The sequence below is a fragment of the Methyloceanibacter sp. genome (assembly GCF_035650995.1).
Taxonomy (GTDB): Bacteria; Pseudomonadota; Alphaproteobacteria; order Rhizobiales; family Methyloligellaceae; genus Methyloceanibacter.
In genome coordinates this window covers 1-19150 of sequence record NZ_DASRGO010000012.1, presented here as the reverse complement: position 1 = coordinate 19150, position 19150 = coordinate 1, and the positions used below count along the sequence as shown (strand labels likewise).

General features: G+C 65.4%; 18 protein-coding genes. 10 read left to right on the top strand and 8 right to left on the bottom strand.

Annotated elements, in window-relative coordinates:
- Positions 1 to 42: 42 nt before the first annotated feature.
- Both VFB18_RS00785 and infC read left to right on the top strand, forming a co-directional pair.
- The gene (locus VFB18_RS00785) at positions 43 to 1272 is read left to right on the top strand and encodes a glycosyltransferase family 4 protein (protein WP_324970370.1); all 1230 of its coding nucleotides are present in this window, start codon (positions 43 to 45) and stop codon (positions 1270 to 1272) included.
- Between the two features lie 145 nt (positions 1273 to 1417).
- On the top strand, positions 1418 to 1954 hold the full coding sequence (gene infC, locus VFB18_RS00780) for a translation initiation factor IF-3 (RefSeq protein ID WP_324970386.1): 537 nt from the start codon (positions 1418 to 1420) through the stop codon (positions 1952 to 1954).
- Here infC and VFB18_RS00775 read toward each other — a convergent pair.
- Positions 1951 to 3582, bottom strand: coding sequence for a putative bifunctional diguanylate cyclase/phosphodiesterase (locus VFB18_RS00775; protein WP_324970369.1), 1632 nt, complete (start codon positions 3580 to 3582; stop codon positions 1951 to 1953). The genes infC and VFB18_RS00775 overlap by 4 nt on opposite strands.
- 264 nt (positions 3583 to 3846) lie before the next feature.
- Between VFB18_RS00775 and rpmI the strand changes: the two genes are divergently transcribed.
- The 5 genes from rpmI (at position 3847) to surE (ending at position 8865) form a co-directional block, all read left to right on the top strand.
- Positions 3847 to 4050, top strand: a complete 204-nt coding sequence (gene rpmI / locus VFB18_RS00770) for a 50S ribosomal protein L35 (protein WP_324970368.1) — start codon at positions 3847 to 3849, stop codon at positions 4048 to 4050.
- A 33-nt stretch (positions 4051 to 4083) separates the two neighbouring features.
- Positions 4084 to 4443 (top strand): 50S ribosomal protein L20, encoded by a 360-nt coding sequence (gene rplT, locus VFB18_RS00765; RefSeq protein ID WP_324970367.1) that lies wholly within the window; start codon positions 4084 to 4086, stop codon positions 4441 to 4443.
- A gap of 43 nt (positions 4444 to 4486) precedes the next feature.
- Positions 4487 to 5572: a phenylalanine--tRNA ligase subunit alpha gene (pheS, locus tag VFB18_RS00760; protein WP_324970366.1), complete on the top strand. Its 1086-nt coding sequence runs from the start codon at positions 4487 to 4489 to the stop codon at positions 5570 to 5572.
- On the top strand, positions 5569 to 7983 hold the full coding sequence (pheT, locus tag VFB18_RS00755; RefSeq protein WP_324970365.1) for a phenylalanine--tRNA ligase subunit beta: 2415 nt from the start codon (positions 5569 to 5571) through the stop codon (positions 7981 to 7983). Before pheS ends, pheT begins: the two co-directional genes overlap by 4 nt.
- A 78-nt stretch (positions 7984 to 8061) precedes the next feature.
- Positions 8062 to 8865 carry a 5'/3'-nucleotidase SurE gene (gene surE, locus VFB18_RS00750; RefSeq protein ID WP_324970364.1) on the top strand — a complete coding sequence of 268 codons (804 nt, stop codon included), beginning with the start codon at positions 8062 to 8064 and terminating at the stop codon, positions 8863 to 8865.
- Here the strand turns inward: surE and VFB18_RS00745 are convergent.
- The 5 genes from VFB18_RS00745 to VFB18_RS00725 form a co-directional block, all read right to left on the bottom strand.
- Entirely contained in the window at positions 8848 to 9726 is an 879-nt protein-coding gene (locus VFB18_RS00745; RefSeq protein ID WP_324970363.1) for a diacylglycerol/lipid kinase family protein, read from the bottom strand. The two genes, surE and VFB18_RS00745, sit on opposite strands and share 18 nt — an antisense overlap.
- A 159-nt stretch (positions 9727 to 9885) precedes the next feature.
- Positions 9886 to 11379, bottom strand: a complete 1494-nt coding sequence (locus VFB18_RS00740) for an amino acid permease (RefSeq protein WP_324970362.1) — start codon at positions 11377 to 11379, stop codon at positions 9886 to 9888.
- Between the two features lie 76 nt (positions 11380 to 11455).
- Positions 11456 to 12904 carry a CapA family protein gene (locus VFB18_RS00735; protein WP_324970361.1) on the bottom strand — a complete coding sequence of 483 codons (1449 nt, stop codon included), beginning with the start codon at positions 12902 to 12904 and terminating at the stop codon, positions 11456 to 11458.
- A gap of 98 nt (positions 12905 to 13002) precedes the next feature.
- On the bottom strand, positions 13003 to 13959 hold the full coding sequence (mbfA, locus tag VFB18_RS00730) for an iron exporter MbfA (RefSeq protein WP_324970360.1): 957 nt from the start codon (positions 13957 to 13959) through the stop codon (positions 13003 to 13005).
- Between the two features lie 94 nt (positions 13960 to 14053).
- Complete coding sequence (locus VFB18_RS00725) at positions 14054 to 15718, bottom strand: GMC oxidoreductase (protein WP_324970359.1); 1665 nt, start codon at positions 15716 to 15718, stop codon at positions 14054 to 14056.
- 147 nt (positions 15719 to 15865) lie between these two features.
- Here VFB18_RS00725 and msrA point away from each other — a divergent pair, with 147 nt between their 5' ends.
- From msrA to VFB18_RS00710, 3 genes are all read left to right on the top strand, one after another.
- Positions 15866 to 16468: a peptide-methionine (S)-S-oxide reductase MsrA gene (msrA, locus tag VFB18_RS00720; RefSeq protein ID WP_324970358.1), complete on the top strand. Its 603-nt coding sequence runs from the start codon at positions 15866 to 15868 to the stop codon at positions 16466 to 16468.
- 162 nt (positions 16469 to 16630) lie between these two features.
- Positions 16631 to 17446: a cytochrome b/b6 domain-containing protein gene (locus tag VFB18_RS00715; RefSeq protein ID WP_324970357.1), complete on the top strand. Its 816-nt coding sequence runs from the start codon at positions 16631 to 16633 to the stop codon at positions 17444 to 17446.
- Positions 17443 to 18225, top strand: a complete 783-nt coding sequence (locus VFB18_RS00710) for a molybdopterin-binding protein (RefSeq protein ID WP_414675617.1) — start codon at positions 17443 to 17445, stop codon at positions 18223 to 18225. Before VFB18_RS00715 ends, VFB18_RS00710 begins: the two co-directional genes overlap by 4 nt.
- A gap of 81 nt (positions 18226 to 18306) precedes the next feature.
- Here VFB18_RS00710 and VFB18_RS00705 read toward each other — a convergent pair whose 3' ends face one another.
- Together VFB18_RS00705 and VFB18_RS00700 are read right to left on the bottom strand one after the other, a co-directional pair.
- On the bottom strand, positions 18307 to 18531 hold the full coding sequence (locus tag VFB18_RS00705; protein WP_324970356.1) for a hypothetical protein: 225 nt from the start codon (positions 18529 to 18531) through the stop codon (positions 18307 to 18309).
- A 280-nt stretch (positions 18532 to 18811) separates the two neighbouring features.
- Positions 18812 to 19021, bottom strand: coding sequence for a hypothetical protein (locus VFB18_RS00700; RefSeq protein WP_324970355.1), 210 nt, complete (start codon positions 19019 to 19021; stop codon positions 18812 to 18814).
- Positions 19022 to 19150 lie beyond the last annotated feature (129 nt).

The following is a 19150-nucleotide window of genomic DNA, read 5'->3' as shown; positions in this document are numbered from 1 at the left end:
AAGCATCCGGGCGCGAGCAGACGTGGGACCAAAGCATAGAAGATGACCGGGGTCACCATATTGCAGGTCGTGCCGCGCCTCGACACCGGAGGAAGCGAGCAGGCGACCGTCGAAATCGCCGAGGCGCTCACGCGCGCGGGCGCAACGGCGCTCGTCGCAACCGCCGGCGGGCGACTCGCGGCCGCCGTCACCCGCGCGGGCGGCGAGGTCATCACGCTGCCTGCGGCGAGCAAGAATCCGTTCACCATCCTCGCCAACGCAGCGCGCATCGAGCGCATCATCAACGAGCGGAACGTCGCCCTCGTGCATGCGCGGAGCCGGGCGCCCGGCTGGAGCGCCTTTCTTGCCGCGCGCCGCACAGGGCGCCCGTTCGTCACCACCTATCACGGCGCTTACGGCAATCTCGGGCCGATCAAGGCCGCCTATAACAGCGTGATGAGTCGCGGCGACCGGGTGATCGCCAACTCGCTCTACACCGCGCGGCTGATCGCCGAGCGCGATCCCGCCACGCGCGAGCGCATCCGCGTCATCTATCGCGGCATCGACAGCGCGACCTTCGATCCTCTGGTCGTGCCGCCCGGCCCCGTTGCCAAACTGCGAGAGCGGTGGGGCGTGAGGCCTGGGATGAAGATCGTGCTCCACGCCGCGCGGCTCACCGGGCTCAAGGGCCATCGCCATACCGTCGAGGCGGCGGCAAGACTTGCCGGGCAAGGCCTGCTCGATGGCGCGGTGATCGTCTTTGCCGGCGATTGGCCGGGAAAAGACTATTACCGGCAAGAACTTATCGAGCTGATCGCCAAGCATGACTTGGACGAGAAGGTGCTCCTCGTCGGCCATTGCGAGGACATGCCCTCGGCCTTCCTCGCCGCCCACGTCGCCATCCTTCCCTCGCTCGTGGCGGAAACCTTCGGGCGCACGAGCATCGAGGCGCAAGCCATGGGCTGCCCCGTCATTGTCAGCAATCTCGGCGCGCTGCCGGAGACGATCGACGATGCCGACACAACGCCTTCGCGTTTCACCGGGTGGCTCGTACCTGCCGGCGATTCCGGGGCGCTCGCCGCAAAGATCGCGCTTGCGCTCAAGCTCACGCCGGAGGAGCGCTCGGCCATCGGCGCGCGGGCGCACGCGCGGGTATGCGCGCTGTTCGAGCTCGCACAGATGCAGTCGAAGACGCTACACGTCTATGACGAGCTGCTCGGCACCGATTTGGCCCGACGGTTCGCCGATCCGCCCGCCTTGCGCGATGCGTCAACCGTCGCCAACGGCGCTTGAACGGTCGTCTCGATGCGATGGCGGCTTGACTTTGTGGGGCCATTTCCCATCCTGTACACCCGTGTAGGGTCTAGCAGCAGCTTTAGAGCGTGGCGTGCCGCCGTGAGCGGATAGGAGGCCGCGTTCTCATAGAGGAGACTGAAACATCGTAAGACGGCCTACGAAGCTCACCCCCGAAAAGGGCGGCCCTCGCATCAACGAGGGCATCGACATCCCCAAAATCCAGCTCATCGACGCCACCGGCCATAATGTGGGTGTGGTTCCCACGTCGGAGGCGCTCGCCCGCGCGGCCGAGGCCGGGCTCGATCTCGTCGAGATCGCGCCGAACTCGGAACCGCCGGTCTGCAAGATCCTGGACTACGGCAAGTACAAGTACCAGGCGCAAAAAAAGGCCGCCGAGGCGCGCAAGAAGCAGCGCACCGTCGAGATCAAGGAGATCAAGATGCGGCCGAACATCGACACGCACGACTACGACGTGAAGATGCGCTCCATCCGCCGCTTCTTCGAGGAGGGCGACAAGGTCAAGGTGACCTTGCGCTTCAGGGGCCGCGAGATGGCCCATCAGGAGCTCGGCGCGCAACTGCTCGACCGCGTCAAGCAGGACACCTCGACCATCGCCAAGGTCGAATCAGAGCCGCGGCTCGAGGGCCGGCAGATGGTGATGGTGCTCGCGCCGCGTTAGGCCCTCCGGCGGTGCGATCTTGTTCTGGTGTGTTCGGCGATAGCCGTGGCGGTCGTTGCCGCCGGCATCGGCACGCCGAACAGGTCGCCCTGACCCGTTTCGCATCCGAGCTTCACCAGCCGATCGAGGATTTGCGTCGTCTCGACGCCTTCGGCCGTGGTGTGGAGACCGAGCGCGTGCGAGAGGCTGACGATCGCCTTCACGATCTTCGCCTCCTCGGGCTTGTCGAGCATCTTCGTCACGAAGGAGCGGTCGATCTTGATGATGTCGAGGTCGAGCTCGCGCAGATGATAGAGACCGGAATAGCCGGTGCCGAAATCGTCGAGCGCAACGCGCACGCCGGCATCGCGCAGCGATTGGAGCACGGCCTTGGCGTCCTCCAGCCTTTGCACCACGGCGCTCTCGGTGATCTCGATCACCAGGCGATGCGGCGGAAACGAGGACTTGGCAAGCAACCCAAGGATCTTCGTTGCGAGCATCGAATCTGAAATCTGCCGCGGGGTGAAATTGACCGAGACGAACAGCGAATCGGGCCAGGTCTTGGCGTCGTTGAGCGCCTGTTTGAGCAAGCGCTCCGTCATCGCTCCGATATTGCCCGTGTCTTCGGCGATGGTGATGAACGCTTCCGGCGGGAGCACGCCGCGTAGCGGATGGAGCCAGCGGGCCAGGACCTCGAATCCGACAGTCTTCGATGTCGTAAGATCGACGAGCGGCTGATAATAGGGAACGATCTGGCCCGCCTCGATAGCGCCGGCGATCTCGGCTTCGAGCTCGACCCGCTGCTGCAGCTTCTCATCCATGGTCCGGTCGAAGAAGCAATAGCGGGCGCGGCCCTCGGCCTTGGCCCAGTACATGGCCATATCGGCTTGGCGAAGCGCGGTATGCACCGGGGCTCCGTCGCGATTGGCCATGGTGAGGTTGCCCGAGACGCCTGGGATCGACGTGGAAACTCCGACGCTCACGCCCACTTGAAGCGCGAGCGAGGCAAGATGGATTGGCTTGGAGACCTGGTGCACGATCTGGCGCGCCAGCCGCTCGGGCGCGTCGGAATTGCCCCGGTAGTGCATGATGATGCCGAACTCGTCGCCGCCAAGTCTTGCCACGGCCGCGCCCTTGGCGAGCTGGCTCAGGCGCTTGGCGATGACGCGGAGCACCTCGTCGCCAAGCCTGTGGCCGTAGACGTCATTGATCGGTTTGAAATTGTCGAGATCGACGACGAACACGGCGCAGGCGTCGCGCGCCGAGGATTGGCCAGTCAATTTGTCGAATTCCTCGATGAACCAGCGCCGGTTGGGCAAACCGGTCAGCACGTCCTGGCGGGCAAGCTCATAGGCTTCGTGCTCGGCCTGGCGACGGCGCCTCACCTCGTGATGCAGGTCCACGGTCCGTCGCACGGAGTAGATCTTGGCGCCGATGCCGAGAAAGACGAACAGGATGATGAGCCAGTCGATCGCATCGCTTTCCGGCTCGTGGGTGAAGGCCAGGAATCGGTCGAAGGCGTCGAACCAGACCGCCGTCACGTAGAGCGGCAGCATGATCGCGCTCATCACGATCAAATCGCGCTTGAGCCGGCTCTGACGTCGGAACCACCGGCTCAGGCGGTGCATGGGAGCGCGAAGCATCTGCATCGGGGATACGCGGTCCGAAGCCGCGCCAAGTGCCTTAGGTTGGGGGTTCGCCTTTGCTCATAGCGAAGCGATCCTAAGTCGGGCTTAAGTGCCATGGTTAATATCCGCCTAGCCCTTGCATATCCCAGGGATTCCACCCTATAAGGCGCGCTCAAGGAGCCGCCCGGCGGGGCATGCCGTGGCGGCTCGCATGCTTTCACAATCGTCAAACTCGTTGCGCCCCCGCCTTACGGCTCGCGTGGGCCGGAAAAAAAGGGAAGCCAAATGCCCAAGATGAAGACCAAGAGCGGTGCCAAGAAGCGCTTCAAGCTCACGGCCTCAGGCAAGGTCAAGTGCCAAGCCTCGCGCAAGCGTCACGGCATGATTCAGCGCCCGACCAAGTTCATTCGGAACGCGCGCGGGACCATGGTCCTGTCGGACGAAGACGCCAAGATCGTGAAGAAGAATTTCTTGCCTTACGGCCGTTAGCGGCCAAAGGCTCAGCTTCGAAGGAGCACTGTCATGTCCCGTGTAAAACGCGGCGTTACCGCCCATGCCCGCCACCGCAAGGTGATCAAGCAGGCCAAGGGCTATTACGGCCGCCGCAAGAACACCATCCGCGTCGCCAAGCAGGCGGTCGAGAAGGCCGGCCAATATGCCTATCGCGACCGCAAGGTGCGGAAGCGCACCTTTCGCGCACTGTGGATCCAGCGCATCAACGCGGCGGCGCGCGCCAACGGTCTCACCTACGGCCGGCTGATCGACGGACTGAAGAAGGCCGGCATCGAGCTCGACCGCAAGGTGCTCGCCGACATCGCCGTGCACGAGCCGCAAACCTTCCAGGGTCTGGTCGAGGCCGCGCAAGCCGCCGCGCGGGCGTGATCCCGCCCGCTTCCGGGCGGCGCGGGGATGGGAGCTTTACGCCATGAGCGCGCCGGAGCTCGACAGCCTCAAATCCGAGTTGATCGACGCGATTGAGCGCGCCGCAACGCTCGGCGCGCTCGAAGAGGTGCGCGTCGCCGCGCTCGGCAAGAAGGGCCGCGTCTCGGAGTTGATGCAGGGCTTGGGCGCGCTTCCGCCCGAAGAGCGCAGGAGCTACGGCCAGGCGGTCAACAGCCTGAAAGAGAGCGTGGCGGCAGCGCTCGAGGCGCGGCGTGCGGTCCTGGCGCGGGAAGCGACCGCGGAGAAGCTCGCCTTAGAGCGCGCCGACGTGACGCTCCCCGTGCGCGAAGGCCCGCTCGCGGAGGGGCGCATCCACCCGGTGAGCCAGGTGACCGACGAGATCACCGAGATCTTCGCCGATATGGGCTTCGCCATCGCCGAGGGGCCCGACATCGAGACCGATTTCAACAATTTCACCGCGCTCAACATCCCGCCCGAGCATCCCGCGCGGCAGGACCACGACACGTTCTATTTCGCGGAAGCCCCCGACGGCTCACGGCCGGTGCTGCGCACGCATACGAGCCCGGTGCAGATCAGGACGATGCTGCGAGAGAAGCCGCCGCTTCGCATCATCGCGCCGGGGCGGGTCTATCGCTGCGACTCCGATCAGACCCACACGCCGATGTTCCATCAGGTCGAGGGGCTCGTGATCGACGAGGAGACCCATCTCGGCCATCTCAAATGGGTGCTCGAGGAATTCTGCAAGGCCTTCTTCGAGGTGCCGGAGGTCAAGATGCGCTTCCGCGCGAGCCACTTCCCCTTCACCGAGCCGTCGATGGAAGTCGATATCGGCTACGCAAAGGTGGGCGAGGAGATCAGGATCGGCGAAGGCGACCGGTGGCTCGAGATTTTGGGCTGCGGCATGGTCCATCCCAACGTTCTGAAGAATGTCGGGCTCGACCCCGACCGCTATCAGGGCTTCGCCTTCGGCTTAGGGATCGACCGCATCGCCATGCTGAAATATGGCATGCCCGACCTGCGCGCGTTCTTTGCGGGCGATCTCCGCTGGCTCACCCATTACGGCTTCCCGCCGCTCGCCATCCCTACCCTCGCCGGGGGCCTCTCGTGAAATTCACGCATGCATGGCTGAAGGAGCATCTCGACACGAAAGCATCCGTGGACGAGATTGCCGACACGCTGACCCGCATCGGGCTCGAAGTCGAGGAGGTGTTCGATCCGGCGGCGGCGCTCGCGCCGTTCCGCGTGGCACAAGTGCTCAAGGCCGAAAAGCACCCCAACGCCGACAAGCTCCAGGTCTGCGAAGTCGACACCGGGACCGAGCGATTGCAAGTCGTGTGTGGGGCGCCGAACGCGCGCGCAGGCCTCAAGGGTGTGTTCGCTCCCGTGGGCTCCTACGTGCCGGGCATCGATCTCACGCTCACCAAGGCTAAGATCAGAGGCGTCGAGTCGAACGGCATGCTGCTCTCGGAGCGCGAGCTGGAATTGTCGGACGAGCACACCGGCATCATCGAGCTTGCCCCCGACGCCGAGGTGGGAAGTCCGGCGGCGGCTGCGCTCGGGCTCGACGATGCGATGATCGAGGTCGCCATCACCCCGAACCGCCCCGATTGCCTCGGCGTGCGCGGTATCGCGCGCGACCTCGCCGCCGCGGGACGCGGCAAGCTCAAGAAGGACGAGGTCAAGCCGGTCAAAGGCGTCTTCGCCAATCCCATTCCCATCGAGCTGGAATTCGACAAGGAAAGCGCGAGCGCCTGCCCCATTTTCGCCGGGCGGCTCGTGCGCGGCGTCAAGAACGGTCCCTCGCCCGCCTGGCTCCAGAAGCGGCTCAAGGCGATCGGGCTTGGCCCCATCAACGCGCTGGTCGATATCACCAACTACATTTCATACGATCGCGCGCGCCCGCTGCACGTCTACGACGCCGACAAGCTCTCCGGCGCGATCAGGGCGCGGCTCGGGCGCAAGGGCGAGTCGTTTGTCGCGCTCGACGGCAAGACCTACGAGGTCGACGGTGACATGTGCGTCATCGCCGACGACGGCAAAGTGCTCGGCCTCGGCGGGGTCATGGGGGGCGAGGAGACGGGCGTCACAGAATCGACCACCAACGTCTTCATCGAATCGGCGTATTTCGACCCGAAGCGTACCGCGCGCACGGGGCGGCGGCTCAACATCCAGTCCGACGCGCGCTTCCGGTTCGAGCGCGGCGTCGATCCCGATTTCGTCGTGCCGGGACTCGAGCTTGCGACGCGCATGGTGCTCGAGCTTTGCGGCGGTGAGCCTGGCAAGATCGAGATCGCCGGCAAGGCGCCGAAACCGAACGCGCCGTTCAAGTTCGATCCCGGCCTTATCGGGCGCTTGAGCGGACTTAAGCTCGAGCCGCGCGAGATCGAGCGCCTGCTCGAGGCGCTCGGCATCGAGCTCGAGGGCAAGGGCAAGCATGTCAAGGCCGCCCCTCCCTCCTGGCGGCCCGACATCACCGCCCCGGCCGATCTCGTCGAAGAGGTGGTGCGGCTCGTTGGCGTCGCCAACGTGCCGTCGACGCCGATGCGGCGCGAGACCGGCGTGGCGAAGCCCGTGCTCACCGAGGGGCAGAGGCGCCAGCGCATCGGGCGCCGTGTGCTTGCCGCGCGCGGCTTTATCGAGGCGGTGACCTGGTCGTTCATCGCGCCCGAGCACGCCAAGTTGTTCGGCGGCGGGGCGCCGGAGCTTGTGCTCGACAATCCGATCTCCTCGGAGCTTGCCGTGATGCGGCCCTCGCTGCTCCCCGGTCTCATCACCGCCGCACAAAGGAACCGCGACCGCGGCTTCGCCGATGGCGCGCTGTTCGAGCTTGGTCAGGCCTATCGCGGTGCTGGGCCGGAAGATCAGTTCATCGCGGCCTCAGGCGTCCGCTTCGGGCGTTCAGCCCCGCAAGGCTCGGGGCGCCATTGGTCGGGCGAAGCGCCGGAAAGCGGCGTGTTTGCCGTGAAGGCGGACGCTGTCGCGGCGCTATCCGCGCTCGGCATCAATCAGAACAACGTCAGCGTCGCGCGCGAGGCGCCGGGATGGTTCCATCCCGGCCGGTCGGGCGCGCTCAAGCTCGGGCCTAAGACGACCCTAGGCGTGTTCGGCGAGTTCCATCCCGATCTTCTCGCCGCGCTCAAGGTCGATGCCCCGATCGCGGGCTTCGAGCTTTATCTCGATGCGTTGCCGAGCGCGAAGAAGAAGGGCACGGCTAGGCCAGCGCTTGAAGCCTCGGACCTCCAGGCCGTGAGGCGCGACTTTGCCTTCCTGCTCGACCGCGACGTCGCGGCCGCCGACGTTCTGCGCGCGGCGTCCGGCGCCGACCGCGCGCTGATCAGCTCGATCGAGGTGTTCGACGTGTTCACCGGACAGGGCGTGCCCGAGGGCAAAAAGTCGCTCGCCATCGAGGTCACGCTCCAGCCGCGCGACAAGACGCTGACCGACGCCGAGATCGAGGCGGTCGCGACCAAGATCGTCGCCGCGGTGAAGAAGGCGACCGGCGGCGAGCTCAGAGGCTAGCGCCTTCCGCGCCGGGTCGCCGCTCGCCCAAACCCAAATTGGGAACCAAATCCGTGTGCGGGGGATTTCCCCTGCGCGATGCGCATTCTCCTGACCAATGACGATGGCATCGAAGCGAAGGGTCTCGATGTCCTGGAAAAGATCGCGACCGATTTGACCGATGATGTCTGGGTGGTCGCGCCGGAGACCGATAACAGCGGCGCCTCGCATTCGCTCACCTTGGCCGAGCCGCTTCGCATGCGCGAGATCGGCAAGCGCCGCTTTGCCGTCAAGGGAACCCCGACCGACTGCGTGATCATGGGCGTGCGCTTTCTGTTGCGCGAACGGCCGCCCGACCTCGTCGTCTCCGGCGTCAATCGGGGACAGAATCTCGCCGACGATATCGGGTACTCCGGCACCGTCGCCGGCGCGATCCAGGGTTGTCTGCTCGGCATTCCATCGATGGCGATGAGCCTCGTCACCGGGCCAGCGGAATCGGACCAGGGAACGGGCGAGCCGCTATGGGCAACGCCGATGCATTTCGGCGCCGATCTCGTGCGCAGGCTGATGCGCGAAGGTTGGCCCGACGGGGTGGTGCTCAACATCAACTTCCCCAATTGCCCGCCCGAGGCGACCAAGGGCATGTGTGCCACGGTGCAAGGCCAGCGCGACCCGGACCTGTTTCGCATCGTCGACCGGCTCGATACGCGCGGAAAGGCCTATTATTGGATCGGAGTCGAGCGGCGGCGCGCCAAGCCTCCGAAGGGGACCGATCTTTGGGCCGTGCGCTGCAATCTCATTTCCGTCACGCCGCTCTGCCTCGACTACACCGACCGCGGAACGCACGACAGGCTGGCGGCGATCCTTTCCGAGACGCCCGACAGGTCACGCCGGGTTGCCTAGCTCGGGAACGAGCACCTTCAGGCTCTCCTTGTCGTGGGCAATATCGACGGGGCTCGTCTGCTTCGGAGGGAGATAAACCCTGTCGTCGATCCGGGCGTGGCCGCGCTCCCAATGCAGACGAACCTTGCGGCCCCGCCGCACGGTCACGGGCGGGAACTTGTCCTCGGGACGCTCCAACCACGACAACATCTTTTTACGGTCGTTTTCGAACACGAAGACGATGTCGAACAGCTTATCGTCGGGCGCCGCGGCCGGAGAAATCGGCAAGGCCGGACCGGTGCGGCTCAGGTTGAGGACCTCGATGAGAAGAAAGTCGCCAATAAATTTCTCGCCCTCCACCTCAATTTCGAACCGCTCAGCTTCGGCTTCCTCCAGGAAGAGCTGCAGCTGCTCCCGGCCCATATCGATCCGTAGAGCCACCGGCGGCTTGGGCCCGCCATGGGCGATGGCCTTGGCGATGGTGCCGAAGCCGACCGCCTCGACGAAGCGGCGCTTGCCCCAGGGACCGCGCGCCAAACCGATATCGAGGCGTTTCGTCTTCGCGGTAGAGAGCCGCCCAATGACCGCCTCGGCGTCGCCTTCGATGCCGAGGGCGCGCGCCACGTTGTTCGCGGTCCCGATGGGCAGAATGGCGAGCGGGGTCTCGCGATCGGCGAGCGCGCGCGCGACCTTGGCCACCGATCCATCGCCGCCCGCGATTAGCACGAGATCCCACGCCTTGCCGAGCGCTTCCTTGTAGTCCTCATCCTTGATCGACTGGTAGCAGGGCGACAGGCCGGCGGCATTCAGCTTGCCCATCAAGTCCTGCGCGTTCGGATGGGCGCCACCCGCGGTCGGATTGTGGATTAGCAAGCTCCGCAACGACGTCTCTCTCGTGGGAAGGATGTGGACCGGAAGGCACGCTCGCGAAGTGCTTGCCTGACAACGCCCGATCGCGGGCGAAGTTTCCGCCCACGCTGAGCCGTAAAGGCCGGATTGGCAGAGCGGCGGTGACCTGCGTGGCGCGGGCTGCGCGGCCGATCAGGCCGCGGCAGCCACCTTCGAGTGGCGCATGCCGTAGAGGAAGTAGACGACAAGGCCGGCCAACATCCAGATGCCGAGCCTGAGCCAAGTGTCGCCAGGAAGGCCGAGCATGAGCGCAAGCGCCGAAAGCGCGCCGGCCGGCGCCACAAGATAGATGGCGGGCGCCTTGAACGGCCGGTCGATCTCGGGATGAGAGATGCGCAGCGCAAGCACGCCGACGCAAACGATGGCAAAAGCGAACAGCGTGCCGATCGATACCAGCTCGCCGACAAGCCCGATCGGCAAAAGGCCTGCGAGCACGGCGACGATGATGCCGACAAGAATGGTGGTGACGTAGGGCGTGCGGAAGCGCTTGTGGATCTTGGCGCCGAACGGCGGCAGGAGCCCGTCGCGGGACATGGAGTAGAAGATGCGCGGCTGGCCGAGCAAGAGGACGAGGATCACCGAGGTCAGGCCGAGGATCGCTCCGAGCTTGATGATCGGCGAGAGCCACTTCAATCCGATCGCGTCCACGCCGACGGCGATCGGGTCGGGCACGTTGAGCTGGTCGTAGGGCATGATGCCGGTGATAACGAAGCTGACCAGCACGTAGAGGACGGTGCAGATGCCGAGCGACCCGAGAATGCCGATCGGCATGTCGCGTTGCGGGTTCTTGGCCTCCTGCGCCGCCGTCGAGACGGCATCGAAGCCGATATAGGCGAAGAACACGATACCGGCCCCGCGCAGCACGCCGCTCCAGCCGTAAATGCCCGGACCCTGGTTCGGCGGAATGAAGTTGCCATCGGGATTGCTGGCCGTGACCCAGTGCTCGGTGCTGACGTAGCCGATGCCCGCCACGATGAAAGCGATGACGATCGCGACCTTGATGACGACGATGACATTGTTCACGCGGCTCGATTCGTGGATGCCGATGACGAGCAGCACGGTGATCGCCGCGATGACGAGCATGGCCGGCAGGTTGAGGAACGCGCCGGTGTGGGACCAGATTCCGTTGGCGGCGTCATAGGCGAGCGGGGCGCTTGCATAGTCGTGGGGAACGTCGATGCCGATGTCGCGGAGGAAGCTCGTCACGTAGCCCGACCAGCCGATGGCGACGGTGGCGGCGCCGAGCGCATATTCGAGGATCAGATCCCAGCCGATGATCCAGGCGATGAACTCGCCCATGGTGGCGTAGGCGTACGTATAGGCGCTGCCCGCGATCGGTACGGTCGAGGCCATCTCGGCGTAGCAAAGTCCGGCGAAGGTGCAGGCGATGCCGCCGAGCACGAAAGATAGAGCGACGGCCGGTCCCGCGTTGGCCGCTGCGGCATGACCGGTGAGCACGAAAATCCCGGCGCCGATGATGCAGCCGATGCCGAGCGAAACCAAGCTCCACGCCGACAGTGTCCGTTTCAGCGGTACGCCATCATGGGTGACGAGGGCCTGAACCTCGCTCTCTTCGGCCTCTTCTTTCAGAACCCCAATCGATTTCTTGGCCAGGATGTTCACCACGACCGCCCTCCCCCCAATTCGCCCGCATGCCCGGCCACAGTCCGCGACTGGTGGGGCTTGGTCAAGCCTCGGTCTGTCAGAACGGACGCAAGCCGCCGAACGGGAACGGCGAAGGCCCAAAGTCGCGCCGCGGGGATGCGCGGCGCTTGGTCATGGCCGGCTGGCCGTAGAACGGCTTGTCGGCGCAGGCTTTTTCGATTTTGTCGGCGACAGGCTTCATGGGTTCGGCGGCCGGCAGCCAGTCCTTGCACAGCGCGCCGATCTTGCCGCCGAGCGCAGCCGCGCCCTCGGCGCAATAGAGTCCTGAGCCGTCGGATTGCGGGGTGAAACGCACGCCTTTGGCGCCCTTTGCCGGATCGTCGAGGCGCGCGGCGAGATGGTTCAAGGCCTCGATGCGAAGCTCGGCCTCCTTCGGCACGAAGCGCTCGGGATGGGTCTGCGTGTTGGTGAGCGGGATCGCCTCGATCGCCATAACGCGCCAGACGCCGTCGATGCGGGCGAGGTAGATCTTGGCCATGAGCCCGTAGTCGCGGCAGGGGCCGAAACGGCTCATCTCGGTCGTGCCGGGATGGAGGAAATTGCCGAGCCCGTAGAAGATGAGCGACTTGCCGTCGAGCTCGACGCCTTGCGCCACGTGCGGATGGTGGCCGACGATGAGGTCGATCCCCTTCTCGCCCGCGGCATAGTCCCGCCACTCGGCGAGCTGGCGATCGTCGGGGACGACGCGGCCTTCGAGCCCGTAATGGATCGAGAGGATGCGGTAGTCGGCGGGAAGCGCCGCGAGCTTGCTCACCACCGCCTCGAAATCGGGCCGGTTGCGATAGGAGGCCTGGCCGGCGCTTTTGTCGGTCGCGCGAAAGCGCTGGTCGTCGCCGCTGATGATGCCGATCGCGTCGAAGCCGATGCGCGTGCCGGAAAGATCGAGGCATGCGGGCTTGATCGCCTCCTCGAAATTGGCGCCGATGCCGGCGAAGGCGACGGGGCGCTCGGTGTTCGCCACGGCGAGATGATAGAGCGTCTCTTCGATCCCGGCCGCGCCGTAGTCTGAGGCGTGGTTGTTGGCGAGCGAGAACAGATTGAAGCCGAGGCCGATGAGATTTTTTACCGCGGCCGGATGACTCCGGAAGTGGAACGGCGCGTCCTTGTCGCCGCCACTCTTCCTCTCGGGTTTCAGGTCGTTGCGGTCGGTGACCACCGTTTCGAGGTTGACGAAGGCGAGGTCGCCGTCGATGTCCTTGGCGATGCCGGAAGTCATGTCGGCGAACGGCGTCACCTGCCTCCCCTTGTGCCAGCCCTTGGCGTCGACCTGCGCATCGCTCGCGTTGAAGCCCGCATCGCCCGCGAGCACGATGGTCATGCGGTCGAGGCCGGCGCCTCCCGACGCCACGCCGTCCGAAATCGACGCGGTGACCTCGTTCGACTCGCACGGTTTAGGGGCCGCGCCGTACAGAGCGCCGCCGGTAAGGAGCGCCGCGAGAAGCGCAGCGCCGCCGAGAAGCGATGCCAGATGCCGCCGTCCAGCCACGTCCGCCTCCCTCAAGCCCCGGGGCGCGAGTGCCGTTCAGAAGAAGGTTAGAAGCGGTCGGGCGGAGGCGCAAGCGATGGCAGGGCGAGGCCCGATTCTCAGGCGCTCCCGATCAGGATTCCGGCGGCGAACACGATAGCGCCGCCGAGCACGACCTCGAAGGCGGCCTGAAGAAAGCGCGTGTCCATGTAGCGCGACCTGATCCAGGCGATGATCCACAGCTCGATCGCCACAACGGCGAAGGCGACCGTCGTTGCCAGGCGGAAATTCCCGATGAGGAAGGGAAGCGTGTGGCCGATGCCGCCGAGCGCAGTCATGGCGCCGGTGATGATCCCCCTGATCAGAGGATGGCCGCGGCCGGTGAGCGAGCCGTCGTCCGACAGCGCCTCGGCGAAGCCCATGGAGATGCCGGCGCCGACGGAGGCGGCAAGGCCGACGAGAAACGTCTCCCAGGTGTTGTGGGTGGCGAAGGCCGCGGCGAAGAGCGGCGCCAGCGTCGAGACCGAGCCGTCCATCAGTCCGGCAAGCCCCGGCTGCACCACCTGCAGCACGAACAGCCGCCGCCGCGTCTCGTCCTCCTCGGCGCGGGCTGAGCGGGTCAGGATGCGCTCGCCGAGACGCGCAGCGAGCGTCTCGTGGCCCTGCTCGGCCTGGGCAAGATCCCCGAGAAGCTCGCGCAGGCCGGCGTCACTGGCGCGCTCAGCGGCGCGCTCGTAGAAGCGCCGCGTCTCGAGTTCCATGATCTCCGCCTGCTTGCGCACCGTGTCGAGGCCGAGCGGGCGAACCATCCAGTAGGGCCTGCGCGTGACGAAGCCCCGCACGTCTTGGCGCCTGATGAGCGGGATGTGGTCGCCGAATTTCTTGCGGTGGAGTTCGATCAGCCGCTGGCGATGATGGTCCTCCTCACGCGCCATCTCGGTGAACACCTTGGCCGAGGCGGGATAGGTGTCCTCGAGCCCCTTTGCGTAGTCGCGATAGATGCGGGCGTCCTCTTCCTCGAGGGTGATGGCGAGCGCGAGGATTTCCTGCTCCGAAAGCTCGGAGAACCTTTTCATACCGTCGTCCCAGGTTGCCAGAAGCAGTCTAGAATAATTCTAATCTGAAGATCGGACGAGCGGCAAGCCGAAGGAGCGGCGAGCCCGTTTGGGATCAAACGATCGGGAGCGGCTCGTGCCCGAGCTTCTCGGCCGCTGCGTGGTCGAAGCCGAGATTGCGGTCGCGGGCAAGGTGGACCATGGCGCGCTCGGCAAGCGCGGTGATGGTCAAGAGCGGATTGACGCCGATCGAGCGCGGGATGATCGAACCGTCGCAGACATAGAGTCCGGAGTACACGCTTCCACCCGAGCTGTCGTCGAACACCTGGCATTTGTGATTGACCACGCCGCTTTTCGCGTCCTCGCCCATGCCGCAGCCGCCGAGCGGATGCGCGGTCGCGGGCTTCGTGCCCATCGAGGTCGCGGCGAGCGGGCTCTTGATGTAGCGCGCCCCGACGGCCGCGGCCGCCTTGGTGAGCGCCTCGTCGACCCTCGCATAGACCGGCTCGTCGCCCGCGCCCGGCCATTCGACCTTGACGCCGCCGTTGTCGAGCACGATGCGCCCTTTCGCCTCGTCGTGCGAGACGACGAAGAAGGTGTGGAGATGCGACAAGGGCCCGCGATAGACGCCCTTGATCAGGCTCTCGGCCGCGCCGAGCAGCCTGCCGCCGGCGATGAAGAACACGGGCAGGAGCGGCGCCAGCGCCGAGGGCAGAACGCCCTCCTGCACGATCATCGAGCGATCGAGATGATTTGCATCGGGAAGCTCGATCTGAGCCGCGACCGCCGCTCCGACCGCATCGCCGACATATTTGGGAGGATGGCCGACGCCGATGCCGTTCACCCGCTCGCGCCCGCCAAGCGCGAAGGCGATGATGTCGCCGTTGGCCGAAAAGCGCATGCCGAGCCGGTCCGACAGCGTGAGCCCCTTCTCGCGCGAGCGGAGCAGGATCTCGGTCGAGCCCAGCGTGCCGGCGGCGAGGATCACGGTCTTGGCATCGACGTGGCCGCCTGCGCCATCCTTCGCATCCGACGGCGCAAAATGAACGCGCCATCCCGCGCCGTGCTTCTCGATATGGCTCACCGAAAGTTCGGTGAACATCTCGGCGCCGTGGGCGCGGGCGTCGGGAAGATAGGTCATGGCGACGGTATTCTTGGCGCCGACGTTGCAGCCCGAGCAGCAATCGCCGCACAGCGTGCACGCGGGCTGGGCGACGCCGGCCGGGTTTACCGTCTCCTCGAAGCTCACCACCACGGGCGCTGCGACCGGCGCCCTGCCGAGGCCCGCACTTGCCGCTTCGAGCGCGCGGACCTTGGTGAGATCGGCGGCCTTCGCGTAGCGCATTGGCCGCAGCATCGCCGAGGCGCGCGCGAAGCCTTGGGCGAGCAGTCCATCGCTGCGGAGCTCCTCGGGCCAGACCGGATCGGCGAACACGCGCGCCTCGGGTTCGAGCGCGACGCCTGCGTTGATGAGCGATCCGCCGCCGAGCCCGCAGCCGACGAGAACATGGATGTCGGAGCCGAGCCGGAAGTCGAACAGGCCGGCGCGCGAGCCCGAGCGCATCTTGCCGCCATGGACCTGGAGCTCGCGGCGAAGCTCGGGCAAGCGGCCCGGGAACTCGCCGGTCAGAAACTCCTTGCCCTTCTCGATGACGCAGACGCTTTGACCGGCGCGCGCGAGGCGCGAGGCGGCGACGCCGCCGCCATAGCCCGAGCCGACCACGACCACGTCGTAGGCCGATCCGATCTCTTCGCGGGGTGAAGACAGACGCTGTTGCATGGCCCTCAATAACCCAAGCCGCGATCCGACCCAAGCGCGGCGAACGCGCTTAAGCATGGATCAATTCATTTCACGGTCGCGCGAGAGAGACTTTGCCGAAATCGGCGCCGCCCCTAGGTTCACGCAGCATCGAACCGGAGAACCTTGATGTTGGCGAGGTGGATTTGCGCGGCGCTTACCGCAGCGCTCCTTGCAGCCTTAATCATCGCCTCGGGCTCAGGCAGCGGCGCGGCGGCGGAAACGAAGACTGCGATTTTCGCCGGCGGCTGCTTCTGGTGCATGGAAGCGGCCTTCGACGAAGTCGACGGCGTCACCGACACGACGTCCGGCTACGCCGGCGGCACCGCCCCGAACCCGACCTATGGGAGCCACGAGGGCTATAAGGAAGCAGTCAAGGTGACCTACGCCCCGGCCAAGGTCACCTACGCGGAGCTGCTTGACCATTACTGGCGGAATATCGATCCGTTCGACGCGAACGGCCAGTTCTGCGACAAGGGCAGCGCCTATCAGAGCGTCATCTTCGTGGGCAACGACGCGGAAAAGGCGCTCGCCGAGAAGACCAAGCAGGAGATCGCCGACCGCTTCAAACAGACCGTGGCGACGGAGGTCCGGCCGGTCACGACCTTCACCCCGGCCGAGGACTACCACCAGGATTACCACACCAAGAATCCGATCGCTTACAAGTACTACAAATGGGGCTGCGGCCGGGCCGAGCGGCTCGAACAAATCTGGGGCAAGGCGCACAGCTGAGTGCATCCAGTTCGCCATGGCGAACGTAGCTATCGCTGAACAGTCCGGTTCCGCTCGGCGCTTAGCTGGTATCTGCGTCATGCCCGGGCGGAGGCCCGGGCGTCCAGGGCAGCGGCCTCACGCGCGGCCCTGGATTGCCGGGCTCTAGAGGAGGAGGACAGCGTGAGCGAGAGAGAGGTCATCTATCGGCATTCCGGCGCGGTGCGCCTTACGCACTGGATCAATGCGCTCGTTCTGCTCGTGCTGCTGATGAGCGGGCTCCAGATCTTCAACGCCCACCCTGCCCTCTATATCGGCCAGAAATCGACCTTCGAGGATCCGGTGCTGGCGATGGGCGCGGTGCAGGAGGGCGAGACAGCCAAGGGCGTGACCTCGATCTTCGGGCATAACTTCGACACGACCGGCGTGTTCGGCCTTTCGACCGACGCCGACGGCCAGCTCGACGAGCGCGGCTTCTCCTGGTCGCTCACCCTTCCCGGCCACCGCGACCTCGCCATGGGGCGCCGCTGGCACTTCTTCTTCGCCTGGCTCTTCCTGTTCAACGGGCTCGCCTATCTCGCCTGGAGCCTCGGCAGCGGGCATCTTGTCCGCGACCTCGCGCCGACAGGCAAGGACCTCAAGCATATCGGCGCCTCGATCCTCGAGCACGCGCGGCTGAAATTCCCCAAAGGCGAAGAGGCCAAGCGCTACAACGTTCTGCAGAAGCTCACCTACCTCGTCGTCGCGCTCGTCCTTCTGCCGCTCATGCTGATCACCGGGCTTGCCATGTCGCCCGGGATGGACGCGGCGTTCCCCTTTCTGCTCGATGTGCTCGGCGGCAGGCAGACGGCGCGCACCATCCACTTCCTCAGCGCGAGCGGCATCGTTCTGTTCGTCGTGGTGCATCTCGTGATGGTGGTGCTGTCGGGCACCTGGAACAACATCAGGTCGATGATCACCGGCCGCTACGTGGTCGAGCCTGCGGAGGAAAAGCCATGAGCAACGAAGCCCCGCTCAATCGGCGCGGATTTATCGGCCGCGGGCTTGCGGCGGCGAGCACGATGCTGCTCGGCGGGTGCGACGATCTCTCCGATCAGCCGTGGGTGAAGCGCGTGCTCGACTCGGCCGAGACGCTGACGCGCGTCACCCAGCGCGCCCTGCTCAGCCCACAGGCCCTCGCGAAAGAATATACCGAGGCCGATATCTCCAAGGAGTTCAAGGCGAACGGCTCGACCGACCCGCAGGAGCCCGATTATCTCGCCCATGTGAAGACCGGCTTCACTGATTGGAAGCTCGCCGTCGGCGGCCTCGTGGAACAGCCGCTCGAATTCTCGCTCGACGAGCTCCGCGCCATGCCCGCGCGCACGCAGATCACGCGGCACGACTGCGTCGAGGGCTGGAGCTGCATCGGCAAGTGGAAGGGCGTTCCCCTCTCCGCCGTTCTCGACAAGGCGAAGCTCAAGGCGAACGCGCGCTACATCGTGCTCTATTGCGCCGACAATCTGTTCGACACGGGCGACGAGAAGGACCGCTATTACGAATCGATCGCTCTCATCGACGCCTATCACCCGCAGACGATCCTCGCCTACGAGATGAACGATCAGGCCCTGCCCGTGGCGCACGGCGCGCCGCTCAGGCTCAGGGTCGAGCGGCAGCTCGGCTACAAGATGGCGAAATATGTCATGCGCATCGAGGCGGTCGACGACATCGCCACGATTCGCGGCGGGCGCGGAGGCTTCTGGGAAGATCTCGGCTACGAGTGGTACGCCGGCATCTGATGTCCGGCGCAAAAAGAGAGGCCCGCGCGGCTTTGCGCGCGGGCCTCTCCAATTCGCAATGGGCTAAGCGACCGCCGCCGATTAGCCGAACAGGTGATGCTTCCGGTGCGCCTTCTTCCAGGCCTTGTGCTTGGCCTTGCAGTGCTTGACGTAGGCATGGCGCGCCTTGCGGTCGTGCGGGTACATCGCCTTGGCGGCCTTGTGGCAGCCGCTGTGGCAGGCCATCGCCGGGGCGGGCGACATCGTCATCGTGGCGCCGGCAAGGACGAGCGAGGCCGCCGCGGCCAAAAACACTTTCTTAAGCATACGCTTACTCCCGTGAGTGATTACGCAACGTTACGCGGCCAGATAAGGCCCTAGCGGTGGAAGTTCGTCAACACGGAACTTCCACTTTCCGAAACGTTGTTGCTTTTCAGTTGATCCCATATCCCCTTCGGGATTGAGACTTTTCCCACTGTTCTTCGGCCGGGAACGATCTTGATGTCGCACCCAAGATGATTGGAGTCTTGGGGAAGTCGGCCGTCGACCGGCAAAAAGAAAGGGGCCGCGAGGCCCCTTTCTTCGCATTTGTGGGCGACCGACAGGTTTAGGCCGGCGCCTTCTTGGTGCTCGCCTTCCAAGCCTGCTTGCATTCCTTGCGGAAGGCATGGCGGGCCTTGTGATCGGCCGGGAACTTCAGCTTCGCAGCCTCCTTGCAGGTGAGCACTGCGGCCTCGGTCGAGCTCATGCCGGCAGGGATCGAAACGGCACCAGCCACGAGAGTCGCCAGGGCAGCAAAAAGCGCTTTCTTCAGCATCAAATGCCTCCGTTTTGAGTGTCTAACGGTTGTCACACGGCGCATCCTGTAGACTCCAACCGCTACGACAATGAGGCAGTTCCGCACACTCTTTTGCCGCAATTCGGGGCGCCTCCGCTTGACCCTGAG